Source organism: Mycobacterium sp. NGS35 (assembly GCF_059812855.1).
This window is the reverse complement of the sequence record NZ_JCALDL010000004.1, coordinates 84,474-102,498: the sequence shown is the minus strand read 5'-3', so window position 1 is coordinate 102,498 and position 18,025 is coordinate 84,474. Positions and strand designations below refer to the sequence as shown.

The 18,025-nt window shown below is 66.4% G+C and carries 19 protein-coding genes; 8 read left to right on the top strand and 11 right to left on the bottom strand.

Annotation, left to right across the window (positions count from 1 at the left end):
- Positions 1–10: 10 nt before the first annotated feature.
- Positions 11–304, bottom strand: coding sequence for a ferredoxin (locus AC5Y4C_RS09580; RefSeq protein ID WP_499962495.1), 294 nt, complete (start codon positions 302–304; stop codon positions 11–13).
- Positions 301–1,605, bottom strand: coding sequence for an NADH-ubiquinone oxidoreductase-F iron-sulfur binding region domain-containing protein (locus tag AC5Y4C_RS09575; protein WP_499962493.1), 1,305 nt, complete (start codon positions 1,603–1,605; stop codon positions 301–303). The genes AC5Y4C_RS09580 and AC5Y4C_RS09575 overlap by 4 nt, the downstream gene beginning before the upstream one ends.
- Before the next feature lie 33 nt (positions 1,606–1,638).
- Here AC5Y4C_RS09575 and AC5Y4C_RS09570 point away from each other — a divergent pair, with 33 nt between their 5' ends.
- Positions 1,639–2,112 carry a hypothetical protein gene (locus AC5Y4C_RS09570; protein ID WP_499962491.1) on the top strand — a complete coding sequence of 158 codons (474 nt, stop codon included), beginning with the start codon at positions 1,639–1,641 and terminating at the stop codon, positions 2,110–2,112.
- Between the two features lie 92 nt (positions 2,113–2,204).
- Here AC5Y4C_RS09570 and AC5Y4C_RS09565 read toward each other — a convergent pair whose 3' ends face one another.
- From AC5Y4C_RS09565 to AC5Y4C_RS09550, 4 genes are read right to left on the bottom strand one after another with little or no spacing between them, the layout of a single operon-like run.
- Entirely contained in the window at positions 2,205–3,080 is an 876-nt protein-coding gene (locus tag AC5Y4C_RS09565; RefSeq protein WP_499962489.1) for an alpha/beta fold hydrolase, read from the bottom strand.
- Entirely contained in the window at positions 3,077–3,469 is a 393-nt protein-coding gene (locus AC5Y4C_RS09560; RefSeq protein ID WP_499908972.1) for a Rieske (2Fe-2S) protein, read from the bottom strand. Before AC5Y4C_RS09560 ends, AC5Y4C_RS09565 begins: the two co-directional genes overlap by 4 nt.
- A gap of 1 nt (position 3,470) precedes the next feature.
- On the bottom strand, positions 3,471–4,613 hold the full coding sequence (locus AC5Y4C_RS09555) for an amidohydrolase family protein (protein ID WP_499962487.1): 1,143 nt from the start codon (positions 4,611–4,613) through the stop codon (positions 3,471–3,473).
- Positions 4,614–4,643: 30 nt separating this feature from the next.
- On the bottom strand, positions 4,644–5,732 hold the full coding sequence (locus AC5Y4C_RS09550; RefSeq protein WP_499962485.1) for an amidohydrolase family protein: 1,089 nt from the start codon (positions 5,730–5,732) through the stop codon (positions 4,644–4,646).
- A 290-nt stretch (positions 5,733–6,022) separates the two neighbouring features.
- On the opposite strand from AC5Y4C_RS09550, the gene AC5Y4C_RS09545 reads away from it, so the two are divergent.
- Positions 6,023–7,024: an acyl-CoA dehydrogenase family protein gene (locus tag AC5Y4C_RS09545; protein WP_499962483.1), complete on the top strand. Its 1,002-nt coding sequence runs from the start codon at positions 6,023–6,025 to the stop codon at positions 7,022–7,024.
- Entirely contained in the window at positions 7,008–8,195 is a 1,188-nt protein-coding gene (locus AC5Y4C_RS09540) for an acyl-CoA dehydrogenase family protein (protein WP_499962481.1), read from the top strand. Before AC5Y4C_RS09545 ends, AC5Y4C_RS09540 begins: the two co-directional genes overlap by 17 nt.
- A 12-nt stretch (positions 8,196–8,207) precedes the next feature.
- Here AC5Y4C_RS09540 and AC5Y4C_RS09535 read toward each other — a convergent pair whose 3' ends face one another.
- The 5 genes from AC5Y4C_RS09535 to AC5Y4C_RS09515 all read right to left on the bottom strand — a co-directional run bounded on the left by AC5Y4C_RS09535 (position 8,208) and on the right by AC5Y4C_RS09515 (position 11,770).
- Positions 8,208–8,468, bottom strand: a complete 261-nt coding sequence (locus tag AC5Y4C_RS09535) for a hypothetical protein (protein ID WP_499908965.1) — start codon at positions 8,466–8,468, stop codon at positions 8,208–8,210.
- Between the two features lie 115 nt (positions 8,469–8,583).
- Positions 8,584–9,954: a cytochrome P450 gene (locus AC5Y4C_RS09530; RefSeq protein ID WP_499962479.1), complete on the bottom strand. Its 1,371-nt coding sequence runs from the start codon at positions 9,952–9,954 to the stop codon at positions 8,584–8,586.
- Between the two features lie 20 nt (positions 9,955–9,974).
- The gene (locus AC5Y4C_RS09525; protein WP_499908961.1) at positions 9,975–10,169 is read right to left on the bottom strand and encodes a ferredoxin; all 195 of its coding nucleotides are present in this window, start codon (positions 10,167–10,169) and stop codon (positions 9,975–9,977) included.
- An 8-nt stretch (positions 10,170–10,177) separates the two neighbouring features.
- Complete coding sequence (locus AC5Y4C_RS09520) at positions 10,178–11,038, bottom strand: mycofactocin-coupled SDR family oxidoreductase (RefSeq protein ID WP_499908959.1); 861 nt, start codon at positions 11,036–11,038, stop codon at positions 10,178–10,180.
- Between the two features lie 27 nt (positions 11,039–11,065).
- Positions 11,066–11,770, bottom strand: coding sequence for an SDR family NAD(P)-dependent oxidoreductase (locus AC5Y4C_RS09515; RefSeq protein ID WP_499908957.1), 705 nt, complete (start codon positions 11,768–11,770; stop codon positions 11,066–11,068).
- Positions 11,771–12,046: 276 nt separating this feature from the next.
- Here AC5Y4C_RS09515 and AC5Y4C_RS09510 point away from each other — a divergent pair, with 276 nt between their 5' ends.
- The 5 genes from AC5Y4C_RS09510 to AC5Y4C_RS09490 all read left to right on the top strand — a co-directional run bounded on the left by AC5Y4C_RS09510 (position 12,047) and on the right by AC5Y4C_RS09490 (position 18,018).
- The gene (locus tag AC5Y4C_RS09510; RefSeq protein WP_499908955.1) at positions 12,047–13,555 is read left to right on the top strand and encodes an aldehyde dehydrogenase family protein; all 1,509 of its coding nucleotides are present in this window, start codon (positions 12,047–12,049) and stop codon (positions 13,553–13,555) included.
- A complete protein-coding gene (locus AC5Y4C_RS09505) occupies positions 13,555–14,763 on the top strand; it encodes a CaiB/BaiF CoA transferase family protein (protein ID WP_499948706.1) in 1,209 nt (402 codons plus the stop codon). Before AC5Y4C_RS09510 ends, AC5Y4C_RS09505 begins: the two co-directional genes overlap by 1 nt.
- A 12-nt stretch (positions 14,764–14,775) precedes the next feature.
- On the top strand, positions 14,776–15,951 hold the full coding sequence (locus tag AC5Y4C_RS09500; protein ID WP_499962477.1) for a Zn-ribbon domain-containing OB-fold protein: 1,176 nt from the start codon (positions 14,776–14,778) through the stop codon (positions 15,949–15,951).
- A gap of 94 nt (positions 15,952–16,045) precedes the next feature.
- Positions 16,046–17,206: a thiolase C-terminal domain-containing protein gene (locus AC5Y4C_RS09495; protein ID WP_499908949.1), complete on the top strand. Its 1,161-nt coding sequence runs from the start codon at positions 16,046–16,048 to the stop codon at positions 17,204–17,206.
- A complete protein-coding gene (locus tag AC5Y4C_RS09490; protein ID WP_499908947.1) occupies positions 17,206–18,018 on the top strand; it encodes an MlaE family ABC transporter permease in 813 nt (270 codons plus the stop codon). Before AC5Y4C_RS09495 ends, AC5Y4C_RS09490 begins: the two co-directional genes overlap by 1 nt.
- Positions 18,019–18,025: the final 7 nt, after the last annotated feature.

The window sequence follows — 18,025 nt, the reverse complement described above, 5'->3', positions numbered from 1 at the left end:
CGTCCCGGTCTCAGCGGACGAATCCCCATTCCGCTTCGTTGTCTTCGGTTTTCAGCCCCGGTTCGTCGTGTGCATCGGCCTCCGATGGCGGTCCGTCCGGCGGCCGGTGCTCGCCGATGGTGAGGATGGCGTGCACCGGACAGTCCATAATCGCGCGCATGACCGCGTTGTGGTCTTCGTCCAGCACGCTGCCGTCGCCGATCAGCGACGCGTAACCCCAGTCGTCGAGCGAGAAATAGCCGGGTGCATGTTTCGCGCAGACGCCGAAACCGTCGCACACCGTCCGATCGAGACGGATCTTCATCTGCTGGTCACCGCCTCCACCTCGTAGGGCCGCAGCGCATCGAACACGCCGGCACGGCATGCGGCGCAATCGTTTTCCAGGTGGCGGCTGACCACCTGCGGGAACTGCACAAGCAGGCTGGCGGCAACGTTGCAGGCCGCGTCCAGCGTGGCGCAGGCGCCTCGACCCCGTAGCACCACGGACCAGCGCTCGAGGCGCGTCAGATCCTCGGAGGTGGCGACGCCGTCACGGAGAGCCGACGTGACGGCCGACATCGCGGCGGTGCCGTTGAAGCACGACCCACATTGGCCGGCGTTCTCCCGGTCGAAATAGGCCATCACCGACGCCGCCACGGCTACCGGGCACTCGCTGGTGATCAGCGAGATCGCGCCGCACCCCAATCCGCTGCCGAGCCGCCGCAGCGCCTCATGATCCAGCGTCGCGTCGAGGATCTCGCGGTTCAGCATGCCGGCGAAGTAGCCGCCCATCAGCACGCCGCGCAGTTCATCGGCCGAAACACCATGCCATGCAAGAACTTCCGAGAACGGCAGGCCGTGCGGTAGCTCGTAGAGAGCAGGCGCGCGCCCCGCGCCGGTGATCGTCGCCAAGAAAGTGCCTGGCGACGCCGATGTGCCCGCCGCGCGGAACGCGTCTGCGCCGTGCCGGTGCACGAACGGCAGGACCGCAAGAGTTTCGACGTTGCTCACCAGCGTGGGCTCTCCCGCGACGCCCTCCTGGAACGGGCGTGGCGGCTTGTCCGTGGGCTTGGCCGGCCCGCCATTGATCGCGCGCACCGCCGCGGTTTCTTCACCAGCGACATACCCGGGGGTCACGGTGACCACGGTGATCGGCAGCTCGATCAGCCCGGCCGTCTCCAACTCGCTCACCGCGGCGTCGACACCCGACGCCGCCGACGCGTCCGACACGTAGACGTAGGCGCAATGGGCACCCACCATCTGGGCGGCCAGGCGCAGTCCGTCGAGCATGAGATGCGGCCGGTGCCGCAGCAGCCACCGGTCCTTGATAGACGCCGGCTCGCCCTCCTCTCCGTTGGCGACCACCACTGTTCCCGTGCGGCTGCGCCGGGCGTCGCGCACGGCCCGCACCTTGACGGCCAACGGAAACGCGGCACCGCCGCGGCCCAGCACACCGCTTCGGTCGGCTTCCTCGAGCAATTGCGCCGCATCGGAAAGCGACTGGTAGCCGCCGGCCTCGCGATACGTGTGCAGGTCCTCGATTCCCGGCTGCACCCGCAGTAAGCGCGGTGAGCAGCCGGGCCACACAGCTACCGCGAGATCTGTTGACAGCGCTGTGGTTTTCATGACGCCGATAGTCCTGCCGATAGGCTGGCGACCATGAGAACCGCAGTGGTGCGCGTCCAGGTCGACCCGGCCGGTGCGCTCACTCCTGCACAGTTAACCCATGGCATGACGACGCTCCGTGAACTCGCCGGCGGCGTGGGCGCCGAGGTAGTGGCCAACAACCTTGCGGCGATGCCGGCCGGTCGCCGTGAAGTGGAGCTGCTGATGGGCGGCCCCGATGCCGACCAACTGACGCGAACCGCGATTGCGTTGTGTCGCAAGGCGTTTGGCACCGATCCGGTGGCCGGAGTGCTCACCTACGTGAGCAGGGGAACGGACGACGACGCGCACGGGGTGCTCGCCGGGTTCGGGCTCAGCGGGGACATCACCCGGGTGCCCGGCGAGGAAGGCTGGGATGTTGTGTACGTAACGTTGCGCAGGCAAGACCTTGCCCGGGTGCCGGAAAGCCGCATCCACACGGCGCTCGAAGCCTCGCTGAACTGCGAGGTCCACATCCGCGTGATCTGAGGCGGCAGACGCGCGGCGAGTGTGCGGTTTCGTACGCGAAACGCCGGTGCGCACGTCAGGAAACGCACACTCGGTGACCGCTCGGTGTGCCATCAGCGGTCCCCCAAAAACTCCAGGATCGCCGGAGCGGCCTGCACCCAGGTGTCGAACATGTTGAAGCGCTTGACCTTTCCCTGCGCACGGGCCTCAGCCGCCCGCTCCCAGGCATCCTCTGGCCAGGGCGGGTCGATCAGCGTGGATCCCTTGATCAGGCAGCTGATCTCCAGGGAGGTGCGTTTGGGGTGGTCCCAGTCGTTCTCGCCGCCGCGGATGATCAGCGTCGGCACCCTGATGTTGTCGAACATCTCGTCCTCGACGCCGGGGATCGTCTGCCCCGGCTTCGGCACGAACGCGTTGAGCCAGCGCAGCATCACCTTGAGGAACTCATCGGCGTCGAGCGACAGGATGCGTTCCTCGTTGACGGGGTTCTCCGCGATGCGCTCTTTCCACTCGGCCACCTGCAGAAGGCCTTTCATGCCGAGACCGCGGACCGCGAGGATGCTGGGCACGATGTAGTACGAGCCGAGCACGAACGAGCCGTACACCCCGCCGACGATGTTCCACACCACCAGCTTGGTGACGATCTCCGGGTACAGCATCGTCGTCAGCATGGAATCCCGGGCGCCCCCCGAACCGCCGGCCAGGATGCACGGCCCGATGTCGAGACCGGTGATCAGCGCGTGCAGCGTCTCGGCCCGCATGTGCGATTCGCTCTGGCCGTAGAACTGGACGTCGGACTTTCCGCAGTTGGGCCGGTCCCACAACAGCACCCGATATCCGCCCTTGACCAGTTCGTCGGCCAGAGGCCGCAGCCCGTCGATGTCCTTGCTGTAGCGGCCGCCCGGGGTCAGAGCGATGAATTCGCCTGTCTTTCCAAGGGTCTCGTAGACGACGTTGCCGCCGTTGATCTCGATGCTGTTCTCCGTCATGCCTGCACCAGCACTTCGTTGCCGACCACCCGCACCGGATACGTCCGGATGCTCCATTCGGGCTTGACGGCCGTGGTTCCGGTCGCCAGCTCGAAACCCCACTGGTGCCATGGGCAGTAGATGTATTCCAGGTCGCGCACCATCACCGCGTCACCGGGTACGGACTCGTCGACTACTGTGCGACCGCGAAGCCTGCCTGCACACAGCGGGCCGCCCTCGTGCGGGCAATAGTTTGCGATCGCGTAGAACGTGCCGTTGATGTTGTAGACACCGACACCGTGACGTCCGATCGGCACCAATTTGTGTGTCCCAGGCGGGATTTCGTCGACAGTCGCAACGACGTGCTCTCGCCCCTGCGCGAGGCGCCGGGGTTTGGTCTCGTCTGCCAATTCAGAACACCCGCACCTGGCCCTCGAGGGCCGGAACCGTCTCGGGAAGGTGGTACGTCGCAATCCCGTTGCGGAACATAACCGCTTCCCGGGCATGCTCGGGAAGATGCTTGACCAGCCAGCGCGGGTCATCGAAGGTCCAGTGCGGGTAGTCCGACGAGTACAGCAGTATCTTTTCGCACTCCATCCACTCCAGCGCCCGGGTCAGCTCGGTCTTGTCCTCCGGATAGTCCAGCGGCTGGGTGGTGAACTTGATGTGGTCGTTGACGTATTCGGATGGCTTGCGCTTGATGTCCATCCAGGACTTGCGGGCCTCGTAGATCGCGTCCATCCGCCACATCAGCGGCAGGATCCAGGTGTAGGCGTGCTCCACCAGGACAATTCGCAGCGTCGGGAACCGGTCGAAGACACCGTCGAAGACCAGGCTCATGACCTGGTTCGCCGCCAGCAGGGAGTAGGTGACCATGAAGTCGTGGTTGTAGCTGGGCATGCCCACCGGAGGCATCGGCAGTTCTTCGTGATGGCTGCGCGACAAGTGGCAACTGACCGTGATGTCGTGCTTGGTGGCCGCGGCCCACAGCGGGTCATACTTCGGGTGTCCCCATGACGGACGCGGCTCGGCTTTGATCAGGATCTGCGCCATGTAGGGATGCCCGGCCCAGCGCTCGATCTCCCGGGCGGCTGCTTCGGGTTCTTCGATCGCGACGCAGATGGATCCGCGCCACCGCTCGTGCCAGTTGTTGTGAGCATCGAGCCAATGGTTGGCCTGCCAGTCGTTGAGTGCGCTCGACATTGCGGTGTTGGCTTCGGGGATCCGCGCGGAGTATGCGGCAGGCTCCAGCACGGCGATGTCGGCTCCGGCCTCCATGATCAGCTGCTTGAACGCGAGATCCGGGTCGCTGCCGGGGAATTCGCCGTCGGGCGGGAAGGTGTCCACCCGCATGGCGTAGGCGTGCGCGTAGTCGGGTGCGTCGTAGTAGATGAGCTCACCGACGCGGCGGGTGAGGAAGTACTTGCTGCGCCACGGCTCGGGGATGTAGTTGACCAGATCGCCGCGGCGGGGGACCGGATGGACGTCGGAGTCGACGCACCGCACAGCGATGCGCTCGGCCGCCGGCTTGCGCTCTGTCGTCGTGACCGTCATCGCGTCTCCCTTGATTGCGAAGCTCTACCTCTACTGTGCGCCGAGACCGGCGCCGACGTCTATTCCGTACAGACTCGCGGCGTTGCGCCAGCACAACTTGTCGCGCTGCTCGACGGTATAGCTGCTGGGCACCGTCAGCTCGCCGAAGTGCCAGTGCGGATAGCTCGAGCCGAACATCACCATGTCCTCTTTGCCGGTGAAGGCGAACCACTCGCCGGCGAACTCGGTGTCACCGGGCCCGTCGAGACTGCCCTGGACGAAGTACACGTGGCCGGGCAGATAGTCGCTCGGCATCTGCGGTGCCCACGGCGTCTGCTCGAGATGCGGCCTGCCGAAGCAGTCCATGCGCCAGATGAATGGCGTCAGCATGTCTGCGGCGCCGTCGGCCCACACGAACTTCAGCTGCGGCATTCGCTCGAACACACCCTCGGCGATCATGTTCATCAGGTGGTACAGGTAGTTCAGCGCCATGAACCCGAGGTACTGCTCGTAGGTGCGGGTGTTGCCCGACGGCGTCGGTGCGGCAGCAACCCCCGAACCCACCTCGATGTGAACGGCCACAGGAAGATTCGCGTCGACCGCGGCTTCCCAGAGGGGCCAGAACTGAGGCTTGCCGTATAGCTCGCGCGACTGCAGCGGGATCCCGATCTGCACGACGCGGGGATGGTCCTTGTACCGGGCGATCTCCCGCAGTGCACCGGCGATGTCGTCCGGATTGACGCGGATGGTGCCGCGGAAGCGGTCGCCGAACTCGCTGTGCTCCAGCCAGCGCGACACCAGCATTTCGTTGTGCGCTGCCGCGATCGCCGTACCGAGGTGGCGGTCGGGCATGATGCCCCGGGTCATCGGGTGCAGGACCGCGACGTCCACATGGCGGTCAGCGAAGAGGTGCTCGGCGACCACGTCGGGCTCAGAGCCTGGGTACTGACCGTTCGGGCCCTTCGTGCCTTTCGCGTATTCGCCACCCGGAGCGCCGTACCAATCCATCTCGTAGTCGGGAAAGCCGCGACTGCGGTACGGCTCCCGCAGAAAGCCCCGCAGATCCGAGTTCGAGCGGCAGAAGATGTGCACGCTCGCGTCGATCAGCGGGGTGCGGTTGCCGTCGCGGTGTTCAATCACGAGATCTCGTCCTTAGTGGCGCCGGCCGGCGGCCCAAGCCTTACCTGCTAGCGAACCTAATCATTATTTCGGCACACTACACTTCAGGTTCACAGTGTAAAGCTGAATTCTTCGGCGGCAAGAATTCGGTTCTCGGGCCGGATGACCGGAACGCGGGATCTGCGGGCGGACCGACGTGGTCGACGCGAGCGGCGCGCTGGTAAGTGGGCGAGACGCTTAGGAGATTGGCCCTTTCACTCCTGAGAATGATATTCTCGCCGCGAAGTCGACCCGGCCTGAGGAGACGCCGAATGCTTCTGGAGTTCGACGCCGACCAAAAGCTATGGCAAGACACTGTGCGCAACGCCGTGGCCAAGCAGTGTCCGCCGGCACTCGTGCGCAGCGTCGCCGAGCAGGGGACCGATCCGACTCAGGTGTGGAAGGCGTACGTCGACGCCGGCTGGACCGAGATGAACGATCCGGAAAACGCAGTCGAATTGGCAATCGTTGTCGAGGAGCTGGGCCGCGCCACCGACCCGACGCCGTTCTTGGCGACGATGACGCAGTTCGCGCCCCTGGCCGGCGACCGTTTCGACCCCCACCAGTCGGGCGCGGCGGTGTTTGCGGGAGTGACCGCCCACCGCGACGCCGACGGCTGGGTGCTGAACGGCACCGCGCGCCACGTACTCGACGGCGACCGCGCCGACCGAGTGGCGGTGGTGACCGCTGCCGGCGTGTTCCTCGTCAACAAGGGCGACGTGACGGCGCGGCGCACGCCGGTGTTCGACCCGGTGCTGCATGTCGCCGATCTCGTCTTCGCCGGGCTTCGGGTGCCCGAGAACGCCCGCGTCGGTGACGCCGATGTCGAGCGGTCATGTCACGTCGCACTCACCGGGATGGCGATGACGATGGTGGGCGCGTGTCAGCGCATCCTCGACCTGGTCCTGGTCCACGTACGGGACCGTCATCAATTCGGGGTGCCCATCGGCTCCTTTCAGGCCATGCAACACAAGTGCGCCGACATGCACGTCGCGATCGAACGTGCCCGGGCGCTGGCCTATTTCGCTGCGCTGACGATCGCGGCCGACGATCCGCGGCGTCGGCTCGCGGCGGCGATGGCGAAGGCATCCGCTGGCGAGTGTCAGTCACTGGTGTTCCGACAAGGCTTGCAGTCGTTCGGCGCGATGGGTTTCACATGGGAGAACGATCTGCAGTTCGCGCTCAAGCGGGCCAAGGCTGGCGAGCTGATGCTCGGCGGCGCAGCCGAGCACCGAGCGACGATCGCCGAGGAGTACCGTGCAGCTGACTTTTGATCCCGACGTCGAGGAGTTCCGGGCCGAGTTCCGCGCCTTCCTCGACGAGCATTTGCCTTCTGAGGCAGAGACATTGGAGCGGCCGCGGTCGGTATCGCACATGCCGCAGTGGGCGCGCCGCTGGCAGCGGCTGCTGTTCGACAACGGCTGGCTGCTGCCCGGGCAACCGCCCGAGTTCGGTGGCCGCAACGCCACGGTGCTGCAGCAGTATGTGCATCTGGAGGAGCTGTGCCGGCGGCGGATCTACCACAGCTTCAACCCGCAGGGTGTGAATATCATTGCGGCATCGCTGATTACGTTTGGCACCGACGAGCAGAGGCATCGCTGGGCGGTGCCCATACTGCGAGCCGAGATCACCGCGTCACTGGGCATGAGCGAGCCGAGTGCGGGCTCGGACCTGGCCTCGCTGCGAACTCGTGCTGAATTCACTTCGGACGCCGACGGCGATTTTTTCGTTGTCAACGGCCAGAAGGTGTGGACGTCGGGCGCCCACGACGCCGACGTGCTGCTCACATTCGTCCGCACCGACCCGAATGCGCCCAAGCACAAGGGAATCAGCGCGTTGATGATCCCCACCGACACGCCCGGCGTGGTGCGCCGGCCGTTCGCGTCGATCTGCGGCCAGGACGACCTCGACTTCAACGAAGTCTTCTTCACCGACGCCCGCGTTCCCGTCGAGAATCTGGTCGGTCCACTCAACGAGGGCTGGCGGGTGGCCAACGGATCGCTGGGCCACGAGCGCACGATGATGTGGCTGGGGTTCGCGGACCGCCTCAACAACGCGATGACCGACTTCCATCCGAGGACGGCGCTGGAGCGCGACCAGTACGCCACGATGGTGATGGACTACACCGCCCTTCGGTTGCTGGGCTCTGCGGCGCTGGCGCGCGCGGCCCGCGGCGAACAGGACACGGCGTCGGTGTCGATGCTCAAGCTGCTCGGCTCGGAGGCCGAACAGCGCGGCTTCGAGCATGCGCTCGCCGCAGCTGGATCCGACGGGCTGACCCATCCCGCGCTGACGGGGCCGTATGCGCCGATGAACCTCGACCACTACTTTGCGAGCTGGTTCGAGCGCTACGCCCGCAGCTTCGGCGGCACGATCGCCGGCGGCACGTCGGAAATTCAGCGCAACATCATCGCGCAGCAGGTCCTCGGGCTGCCGCGACGATAGGCGGCCGACTGCCTACTTGGCCCAGTCCTCGCCGAACGCCCCGTGCCCGGGCCAGTCGCCACCGGAGAACGTGGTCGCCTTGACCTGCGGGGCTGCCCTGGCAATCGAGGGGGTGGTGGCCGGGAGCGGCGAGGTGATGGTGCTGTCGCCGTTGGCGACCATGTGCAAGGCGCCGATTCCAGCCGAGCCGGTTTGGACCGTCGCGACGCCCATCGCCGCCAGCGCAGCGGCGGCTGCAACGAGTGCGATCCTTTTCCATTGCGTGGACATCATCGACTTTCGACGGTAGTCGACGCAGACGGCGCTGACTCGAAACCTCAGGCACCCGTACGGTGATTCACAGCTTTCGGCGCGCAAAGCGAAGCTCAGCGTCGCTTGCGCGCCGAACTCACACGATGACGGCCGCTTCCTTGCGTTCGGTGATGGGACGGGCCAATTCTTGCTCGTCGCAGATCCGCTGCAGCTTGTCCAGCGTTTCGTCCAGGCCGGGACCCAGCCTGCGGCCGGGAGTGAAGGTGGCCGGCAGATGGCGCATGCCCTGGATCACGCCGATGGTGTCGTAGTGCACGGTTCCCTCCGGATCGCACTGGTAGTCCGGCATCCGGTCGAGCACCGCGGTGAGCATCGCCTTGAACACGGTGCGCGCCACGTTGGAGCCGGCGCAGCGGTGCACCCCGATGCCAAAGCTGAAGTGCCGGTTGCCTTTTCGGTCCATGTGAATCTCATTGGGTTCAGGGAACACCGCGGGGTCGCGGTTGGCCATCGCCCACGAAATCCACAGCCGCTCGCCTTCTTTGAAGTGGGTGCCCTCGACCTCGACATCGGCCGAGAACGTGCGGCCGTCGCCAGGCGCCGGCGTGAAGTAGCGCAGGAACTCCTCAGTCGCCATGTCCAGCAAGCGGTCTCGTTCGCGGGACAACAGCTCGCGCTGATCCGGGTGCTGCGACAACCATTCCAGGGAGTGCGCGGTCAGCGCGGTGGTGGTGTCGAAGCCGCCGCCGATGAGCAGGCCCAGCATGCCCATGATCTCGAGATCCGGTGCCGGCTCGCCGTCGATGCGCATGTTGACGAGCGCGTTCACCAAGCCCGGCCTCGGGTTCTCACGGATCTCCATCATGGTGGTCAGCAGATCCAGCCCCATCTCACGGTGCATGGCGACCACACGGTCGATGTCCGGGGAGTCCTCGGGGGTGTACACCGCAGCGTGGGTGGGCTCGCTGTAGATGGCCCACTTCTTGAGCGGAATGCCCATCATCGCCAGCGTGAGCACCGCGGGCACGATGTTGGCCAGATCGTCGACGAAGTCGATGCGGCCCTCTTCGATCTTCTCGTCGATGCTGGCGCGCACGATCTCGTCGATGAACGGCTCCCATCGCTTGACCGCAGCCGGCGACAGATACGGGTTCAGCACTGTTCGGTAGAGGCGGTGCTCCGGATCGTCCATCTCCAACATGCCGCCGCGAATGCCGTTGACACGCTTGGCATAGGGGATCGCGATGCCTTTGTACGGCGTCTGACCGGTGACGTCGTGATGATTGGAGACGGCCGGACAGCGAGCCAGCTCGAAGACTTCCTTGCTGCCCGCGGCCACCCAATGCCCGCCATAGGTGTCCGACCAGGCCACCGGGCACTTCTGGTGCATCTCCTCGGTGATCTTCTCGAACTGCAGCCGGTAGTCCGGGGTGTGACGGTCGAAGTGATAGCGGGGCTGCCTGCGTTCGCTATCGCTATCGCTTCCGCTCTCGATGTCGACGCTCACGCGTTGTCTCCCTTGGCTACTCACTCTTCGATGCGGATGGCTTGCTCAGGGCAGGAGTGGGCGGCTTCGCGAACCAGCTCTTCTTGGCCGGGTGCCACCACCTCCGACACCGGCGACGACGTCCCGTCGATGTCGTTGAGCTCGAACGCATCCGGGGCGACCATCTTGCACAGCGTGTGGCCCTGACAGCGGTCCCCGTCAACCCAAACCTTCACTGCTTCCCCTAAATGTGGTAGTCGTACCACTTCAGATAGCCGCCCGCGTCCACGCGCAGCTGCATGCCGGTGACATACCGGGCCTCGTCGGATGCCAGCCACAACACCGCGTTGCTGATGTCTTCGGGCTCGACGTAGGGAATGCGCATCGCCTGCTGCACCCCGAACACCGGCTCGGCGTCCGCGCGCGTCGGGTGCTCGAGATCCGGGCGGAAGGCCCGGTACATCGGTTCGCTCTGCAACATGTTGGTGTTGGTGTTGGTCGGATGGACGACGTTGGCGCGGATGCCGCGCGGCGCCACCTCGGTGGCGAGGTCGTGGACGTACTGCGACAGCAGCCGCTTGGCGGTGACGTATGCCATGCCACCGGGATCGGCGCCCGGATTGTCCTTCTTGGCAACGTCCATCAGCGCAGCCGTCGAGCCGGTCGCGATGATCGACGCGCCCTCGTTGAGGTGCGGTAAGGCGACCTGGATGGCGTTGATGGTGCCGATCAAGTTCGTGTTGATGACGTCGCACCAGGCCTGCAGCGGCGGGTCGCCTTTCATCCCGGCGATCCCGGCCTGGGCCACGACGATGTCGACCTTGCCGAATTCGGTCAAGCCGTTCTGCAGCGCCTCGCGCAGCTGAGCGGGATCGCGCACGTCGGCCTGCGCGGTCAGCACGCCCTGGCCGGTCTTCTCGATGAGGCGGGCGGTCTCCTCGAGGTCCTCGGGCTGCGCCAGCGGGTAGCCGATGGTCTCGATGTCGTGGCAGATGTCCACGGCGATGATGTCGGCGCCCTCCTCGGCCAAGCGAACCGCGTGACTGCGGCCCTGCCCGCGGGCAGCGCCCGTCACGAATGCGACTTTGCCTTCAACGCGTCCCACAGAGTGTCCTTTCGTTCGACTGATCGGTCAGGTGTTGCGGCCGCCGTTGACGCCCAGGATCTGGCCGGTGATGTAGCCGGCCTCGTCGGAAACCAGGAAGGCGCACGCGGCGGCGATGTCCTCGGGTTTGCCGATGCGCCGCACCGGCGTGCGATTGATGTTTTCCTGGACGTCGCCCAGATAACCGCGAGCTTCGGCGCTGCGCAGCATCGGCGTGTCGATGAAGCCGGGCGGCACGGCGTTGACCGTGATGCCGCTGGGTCCGTATTCCAGCGCCAGTGTCTTGGTGAGCCCGTTGACCGCGGACTTGGCCGCGACGTAGGCGCCCATGTAGGGGACACCCGAGTGAGTGCTCGACGAGGAGATGTTGACGATGCGCCCCCAGCCGGCCTCGATCATGTCCGGCAGCACCGCCTGGATGCAGTGAAAGACGCCGTTGAGATTGACGTCGATGATCCGTTGCCAGTGCTCGAAGCTGATGTCGGTGAAGCGCTTGAACGAATCCATGCCCGCGGCGTTGACCAGAACCGTCACCGGCCCGAACTGACCGCGGATCTCGTCCAGCGCGGCGTCCACCTGTGCCCGGTCGGTGACATCGGCGGTGAACGCCGACTCGTCATCGTCCGGTGCGCGCAGATCGAGGGTGGCTACCGCGAGCCCGTCTTTGCGCAGGCGCGCGGCGATGGCCTGCCCGATTCCCGAGGCGCCTCCAGTGACGACAGCGGTTCTCATCGCACAGTTAGCCCGTCGTTTCTGGTGCCAGCGGCCGCGAAAAGCGCAACCGTCTTCATGGTGGACAAGAATCTCCCTTCCGGTTTTGAGAACACTACTCTCAAATATCGCCTGCGTGCAACCGCGCGACGTGCCTGGTCAGGGCGGTGAGGTGGTAGCCGTCAGTCGCTCTGACCAGCGCCGCAGGGTTGAGCCGACTTGCTTGAGTTCTCTGAATCGGAATGTATGATTCGCCGCAGATGAGAACCAAATTATCAAGGTGGTCTAGGAGGCCGAATGGCGCAACAGGGCACGGCGACTGACACCGCTCGGCAGTCCGCCAACGGAAGCTCTGGTCCGGGTTCGGCCGATCGGCACCTTCTGATCGACGGGCAGCTGGTGGGCGCCGCGAAGACCTTTCCTTCCTATAACCCTGCGACCGGCGCAGTGGTGGGTCACGCGCCCGACGCCACCGCGGCCGACGCAGAGGCCGCTGTCGCCGCGGCGCGACGTGCGTTCGACACGACGGACTGGTCGACGAACGTCGAGCTGCGCGTCCGCTGCCTCGAGCAGCTGCACCGCGCGCTCGTCGAGCACCGCGACGAACTGGCCGCGCTGACCGTTGCAGAAGTCGGCGCAACCCAGATGCTGTGTGCCGGCCCGCAGCTGGACCAGCCGATCGACATCGTGCGCTACTACGGCGAACTGCTGAAGACCTATCCGATGACCGAAGACCTCGGCAACATCGAGAGCAGAGGTGCTCAGCACCACCGCTGGGTGGAGAAAGAGGCGGCTGGCGTCGTCGCCGCGATCATCGCCTACAACTACCCCAACCAGCTCGCCCTGGCCAAGCTCGCCCCCGCGCTGGCCGCCGGCTGCACAGTCGTTCTCAAGGGCGCCCCGGACACGCCATTGGTCACGCTGGCGCTCGGCGAGCTGATCGCCAACCACACCGACATCCCGCCGGGCGTGGTCAACGTGCTCAGCTCGTCGGCCCCGGAGGTGGGCGCGGTGCTGACTACGCACCCGGACGTCGACGTCGTCACGTTCACAGGCTCCACCGCGACCGGCCGCAAGATCATGGCCGCGGCCAGCGACACCCTCAAGCGGGTGTTTTTAGAGCTCGGCGGCAAGTCGGCGATGATCGTTCTCGACGACGCCGACTTCAACACCTGCGCAATGATGGCCGCGTTCATGATCACCTCTCACGCGGGCCAGGGTTGCGCAATCACCACGCGGCTGCTGGTGCCGCGCAAGCACCACGACGAGATCGTCGAGCAGGTCCGCAATTTCCTCGGCATGGTGCGCTACGGCGATCCCGCCGACGAGGCCACCTACATGGGGCCGCTGATCAGCGAGCGTCAGCGCGACAAGGTGGACGCCATGGTGCAACGGGCGGTGGCGGCGGGCGCCACGTTGGTCACCGGCGGCAAGAAAGTCGACGGCCCGGGCTACTTCTACGAGCCGACGCTGCTGACCGACGTCGATCCCGACAGCGAAATCGCGCAGGACGAGATCTTCGGGCCGGTGCTGGTGGTGATCGCCTACGACGACGATGATGACGCGGTGCGAATCGCCAACAACTCGATCTACGGGCTGTCCGGCGGGGTGTTCGGTAACGAGGAGAGGGCGATCGCGCTGGCGCGGCGCATCCGCACCGGCACCTTCTCGATCAACGGCGGCAGCTACTTCAGCCCCGACGCGCCGTTCGGCGGCTACAAGCAAAGCGGCATCGGTCGCGAGATGGGCACGAAAGGGCTCGAAGAATTCCTGGAGACCAAGACGCTCGCCACGGTGGTGCAGTAGTGAGTGAGCCGCTGGACGGAATCCGTGTCCTCGAAGTCGCGATGTACGGCTTCGTCCCGTCGGCCGGCGCGGTGCTGGCCGAGTGGGGCGCCGACGTCATCAAGGTCGAGCACGCGGTCACCGGCGACCCGCAGCGAGGGCTGCGGCAGACCGGACCACTGCGGGTCGAAGGCGACCCGAACCCGAACATCGAACACGCCAACCGCGCCAAGCGCAGCATCGGGCTGGACATGTCCGTGCCGGAGGGCAAAGAGGTATTGCTCGAATTGGCAAGGCGCGCAGATGTTTTCCTGACCAGCTTCCTGCCGGGACACCGCAAGAAGTTCGGCATCGACGTCGACGACATCCGCGCGGTGAACCCGGACATCATCTACGCCCGCGGTAGCGCGCTGGGGCCGCGCGGCGAGGAATCGGTCAAAGGCGGCTACGACATGACCGCGTTCTGGTGCCGCGCCGGCACCGCCGCGACCATTACGCCGCCCGGCATGGAAGGCATGATCGCTCCTCCGGGCCCGGCGTATGGCGACACCATCTCCGGCACCAATCTCGCCGGGGGCATCGCCGCTGCGCTGCTCAAGCGTGAGCGCACCGGCGAGCCGTCGATCGTCGACGTCTCGCTGCTGGGCAGTGGTCTGTGGTCGCTGGGTCACACGGTTGCGCTGACCAAGCACCTCGGCCAGCTGATGGTCAGCCCGCCGCCGGGCATCCACGGCTCACCGATCAACCCGCTCGTCGGCGTGTACCCGACGGCCGACGGCCGCTACATCTCGTTCGTGATGATGCAGGCGTCGAAGTTCTGGGCCGACGTGTGCAAGCACATGGATCTCGAGGAGTACATCGACGATCCGCGCTTCGCCGGCGACGAGCAGATCGCCGCGAATACCGCCGAAGCAGTGGAGATCCTGAAGGCCGCGATGTCCAAGCGGCCGCTGGTGGAGTGGAGCCAGCGGTTCGCCACGCTGGCCGGGCCGTGGGCGCCGGTGCAGGACACGCTGCAGGCGGCTGAGGATGCGCAGGTGCGCGCCAACGAATACCTCGTCCGCGCGGGCCAACTCGACCTCGTCGCCAACCCGGTGCAGTTCGACGTGTCGGCGCCGCGGACCGGGCCGGCGCCGGGGTTCGCCGAGCAGACCGACGAGATCCTGGCCGAACTCGGACTGGACTGGGACCGCATCATCGAGCTCAAGACCGCCGGCGCGGTCACCTAGGCTGGACGCCCCATGCCGTACGTCGCGTCGATCGGAACCTATCTGCCGTGTTGGGGAGCGGCGCTTCACCGGGTTGCCGGCGACGACGAGGATGCGATCACGCTTGCGGTCGAGGCCGGCCGCGCTGCGCTGGACGGCAGCGCGGCGGTGGAGCGGGTGGTGATCGTCAGCCGCCACTTGCCGCTGCTGGAAAGCAGCAATGCCGCAGTCCTGCTGGCGGGTCTGAGCCTGGACCCAGAGCTCGAAGTCGACGAGCGTCTCGGTGGTGCTCCGGCCGCGCTGGACGCGCTGAGCTCGGCGCGTCCTCGGACGCTGGTGATCGGAGTGGACCTGGAGCCGGCCGGTGCCGCCGCGGTGCTGACGGCAGACAACGGGCTATGGGTGCGAACAGCCGCCCGGGTCGCCCGCAGCCTCCCGGTGCGCACCCGCAACACGATCGGCGGGGTCCACGACTACGGCGATCCGCGGCTGCTGCACGAACGGGGCCTGATCGCCTCCCTCGGCGCGGCCTGGCTGGATACGCCCGCCGCGCTGGCCGGCGTGGACCACGCGACCGCCGCGGAACTATGCCTCGGAGATCCGGCACCGCTGCCGACCATGGGGGCGAGTGCGGGGCTATTCGCGCTGGCGGCGATGGCCGAAGCCGGCAAGACAGGGCCGTTGGTGGCCGTCGAGCAGGCCAGCCTGTCCGGTCTGACCGTGGTGGGCGGTCATGCGCCCACCCACCGGCGTGAGCCCGAACCACGAGAGATGCCGGCGGGCACAGTGGTACCCGGCGCGGACATCCCGATCTCGCTCGCGGCCTACGAGCGGGCCTTCGAAGCCAAGGTCCGGTGGGAGGCGGGCAAGTTTGCCGACAGCGACGAATTGGATTTTCCGCCCCGCTATCGCGTCGACCCGGACGGCCGGTTGAAGACGCGCTACGAACGTGTGCCGCTGCCCCGCACCGGCACCGTCTACACCGAGACCACGGTGCACATTCCGGTTCCTGGCCTCAAGGCTCCGTATTCGCTGGTGATCGTCGAACTCGACGGTGTGGGGGTGCGCGCGCTGGTGAAGGTGACCGGCGCCGAGCCCGGAACGGTCGGCATCGGCGATCGCGGCCGGCTCGCGCTACGCCGGGTGGCGGTCAGATCTGGGGTTCCTGATTACGGATATGCATTCGAACCCGAAACGAGTGTGGCGTGAGTCATACTCTGTTGACGCTTGAGAAAGTGGCTGAGCCTGACATCGCCGAGGTGACGTGCGCCAGCCATTGCCGAAAGGCGCAGGAGGGGACGGCATGCGGAAGGTAGCCATTGTCGGCGCTGGCATGACTCCCTTCGCCGAGCACTTTGCGCTCGGCATCAAAGATTTGTTGCCGATGGCGTTCGCCGAGTGCGCGGCGAGTGTCGACAACGGCATCGACAAGTCCGACCTCGGGGCCGCCTGGTTCGGCGCGATGGGTACTCCCGACGGCTTCCCTTCCGGCATCCTCGCCGACACCCTGGGTTTGCCGGACCTGCCCGTCACGCGGGTGGAGAACTCGTGCGCGACGGGCAACGACGCGGTGCGCAACGCGCTGTTCGGGGTCGCGTCCGGTGCGTGCGACGTCGCGCTCGTGATGGGCGCGGACAAGATCCGCGAGACGTCCACCAAGGACATGGTCTGGGAGTGGGAAGCCATGGCCCGCGATATGGCCTGGGACTACCCGCTGGGACTGGTGTCGCCCGCCGGATTCGCGTTGCACGTGGCGCGCTATCTGCACGAGTCACCCGCGACGAAAGAGCACATGGCGATGGTCGCGGTCAAGAACCACCGGCACGGCGCGAACAACCCCAAGGCGCGACTGCAGTTCGAGATCACGATGGAGCAAGCGCTCGCCGCGCCGACCATCGTGACCCCGTTCGGGCTCTACGACTGCGCGCCCCAGAGCGACGGCGCTGCGGCGCTGGTGCTGGCCGCCGAGGACGTGGTCGCCCAGTTCACCGACCGGCCCGTCTGGATCCGCGGCGTCGGACTTGGCCTGGATTCGGTGATGCACCAGCACAAGACCGACATGACCACGTTCCCCGCCACGGTGCGCGCCGCGAAGCAGGCATTCGGGATGGCCGGGCTCACGCCGGCGGACGTGGACGTGGCTGAAGTGCACGACTTCTTCACCGGCATCGAGCTGATGAGCTACGAAGATCTGGGCTTCGCCGACCGCTTCGGCGCGTACAAGCTCGTCGAGGCGGAGGTCACCAGCATCGGCGGACCGTTGCCGGTGAACCCGAGCGGGGGACTGAAGTCGAAGGGCCATCCGCCGGGCGCCACGGGCGTCGCGCAGTGCGTCGAGCTGTTCGCCCAGCTACGCGGAGAGGCCGTCAATCAGGTTGACGGTGCTCGGATTGCCCTGGCGCACAACATCGGTGGGCCCACAGCGGTGTCAGCCGTGACGATCCTGGAAGGGCCAAAGACCTGATGGCGACAAGGACCAAGGGGCCGGAACGCTGGGGCACCGGCATCTCGCTTGGCCGAGGCTCCAAGCCGGCGCAGGCCATCGGCGGGTTCTTCGCGATGTCCGGTGACGCGATCATGTTCATCTTCCGCCGGCCGTTCCAGTGGCGCGAATTCTTGGAGCAGTCCTGGTTCGTCGCACGCGTCTCGCTGCTGCCGACGGTGATGGTGGCGATTCCGCTGACGGTGCTGGTGAGTTTCACGCTCAACATCCTGCTGCGCGAACTGGGGGCGGCTGACTTGAGCGGTGCCGGTGCCGCGTTCGGCGCCGTCACCCAGGTGGGGCCGTTGGTGACGGTGCTGATCGTGGCGGGCGCGGGTGCGACGGCGATGTGCGCCGACCTGGGTTCGCGGACCATTCGCGAAGAGATCGACGCGATGGAGGTGCTGGGCATCAACCCGGTGCAGCGGCTGGTGACGCCCCGGATGCTGGCGGCGGGCCTGGTGGCACTGCTGCTGAACAGCCTCGTGGTGATCATCGGCATCCTGGGCGGCTACATCTTCTCGGTGTTCGTCCAAGACGTGAACCCCGGCGCGTTCGCCGCCGGCATCACGCTGCTCACCGGCGTTCCGGAAGTGATCATCTCGTGCGTCAAGGCCGCGCTGTTCGGACTCATCGCCGGACTGGTCGCGTGCTACCGCGGACTGATCATCACCGGCGGCGGCGCCAAAGCCGTCGGCAACGCCGTCAACGAAACGGTCGTGTACGCGTTCATGGCGCTGTTCGTCGTGAACGTGGTCGTCACCGCAATCGGCATCCGGGCGACGGTGAAGTGATGGGGCA

Coding starts and splice junctions, on each gene's coding strand:
- AC5Y4C_RS09535 (WP_499908965.1), bottom strand. CDS start 8,468: ATGATGTCCACGCAATGGAAAAGGATCGCACTCGTTGCAGCCGCCGCT.
- AC5Y4C_RS09495 (WP_499908949.1), top strand. CDS start 16,046: ATGCGGAAGGTAGCCATTGTCGGCGCTGGCATGACTCCCTTCGCCGAG.
- AC5Y4C_RS09555 (WP_499962487.1), bottom strand. CDS start 4,613: ATGACGGTCACGACGACAGAGCGCAAGCCGGCGGCCGAGCGCATCGCT.
- AC5Y4C_RS09570 (WP_499962491.1), top strand. CDS start 1,639: ATGAGAACCGCAGTGGTGCGCGTCCAGGTCGACCCGGCCGGTGCGCTC.
- AC5Y4C_RS09510 (WP_499908955.1), top strand. CDS start 12,047: ATGGCGCAACAGGGCACGGCGACTGACACCGCTCGGCAGTCCGCCAAC.
- AC5Y4C_RS09545 (WP_499962483.1), top strand. CDS start 6,023: ATGCTTCTGGAGTTCGACGCCGACCAAAAGCTATGGCAAGACACTGTG.
- AC5Y4C_RS09565 (WP_499962489.1), bottom strand. CDS start 3,080: ATGACGGAGAACAGCATCGAGATCAACGGCGGCAACGTCGTCTACGAG.
- AC5Y4C_RS09515 (WP_499908957.1), bottom strand. CDS start 11,770: ATGAGAACCGCTGTCGTCACTGGAGGCGCCTCGGGAATCGGGCAGGCC.
- AC5Y4C_RS09575 (WP_499962493.1), bottom strand. CDS start 1,605: ATGAAAACCACAGCGCTGTCAACAGATCTCGCGGTAGCTGTGTGGCCC.
- AC5Y4C_RS09580 (WP_499962495.1), bottom strand. CDS start 304: ATGAAGATCCGTCTCGATCGGACGGTGTGCGACGGTTTCGGCGTCTGC.
- AC5Y4C_RS09500 (WP_499962477.1), top strand. CDS start 14,776: ATGCCGTACGTCGCGTCGATCGGAACCTATCTGCCGTGTTGGGGAGCG.
- AC5Y4C_RS09490 (WP_499908947.1), top strand. CDS start 17,206: ATGGCGACAAGGACCAAGGGGCCGGAACGCTGGGGCACCGGCATCTCG.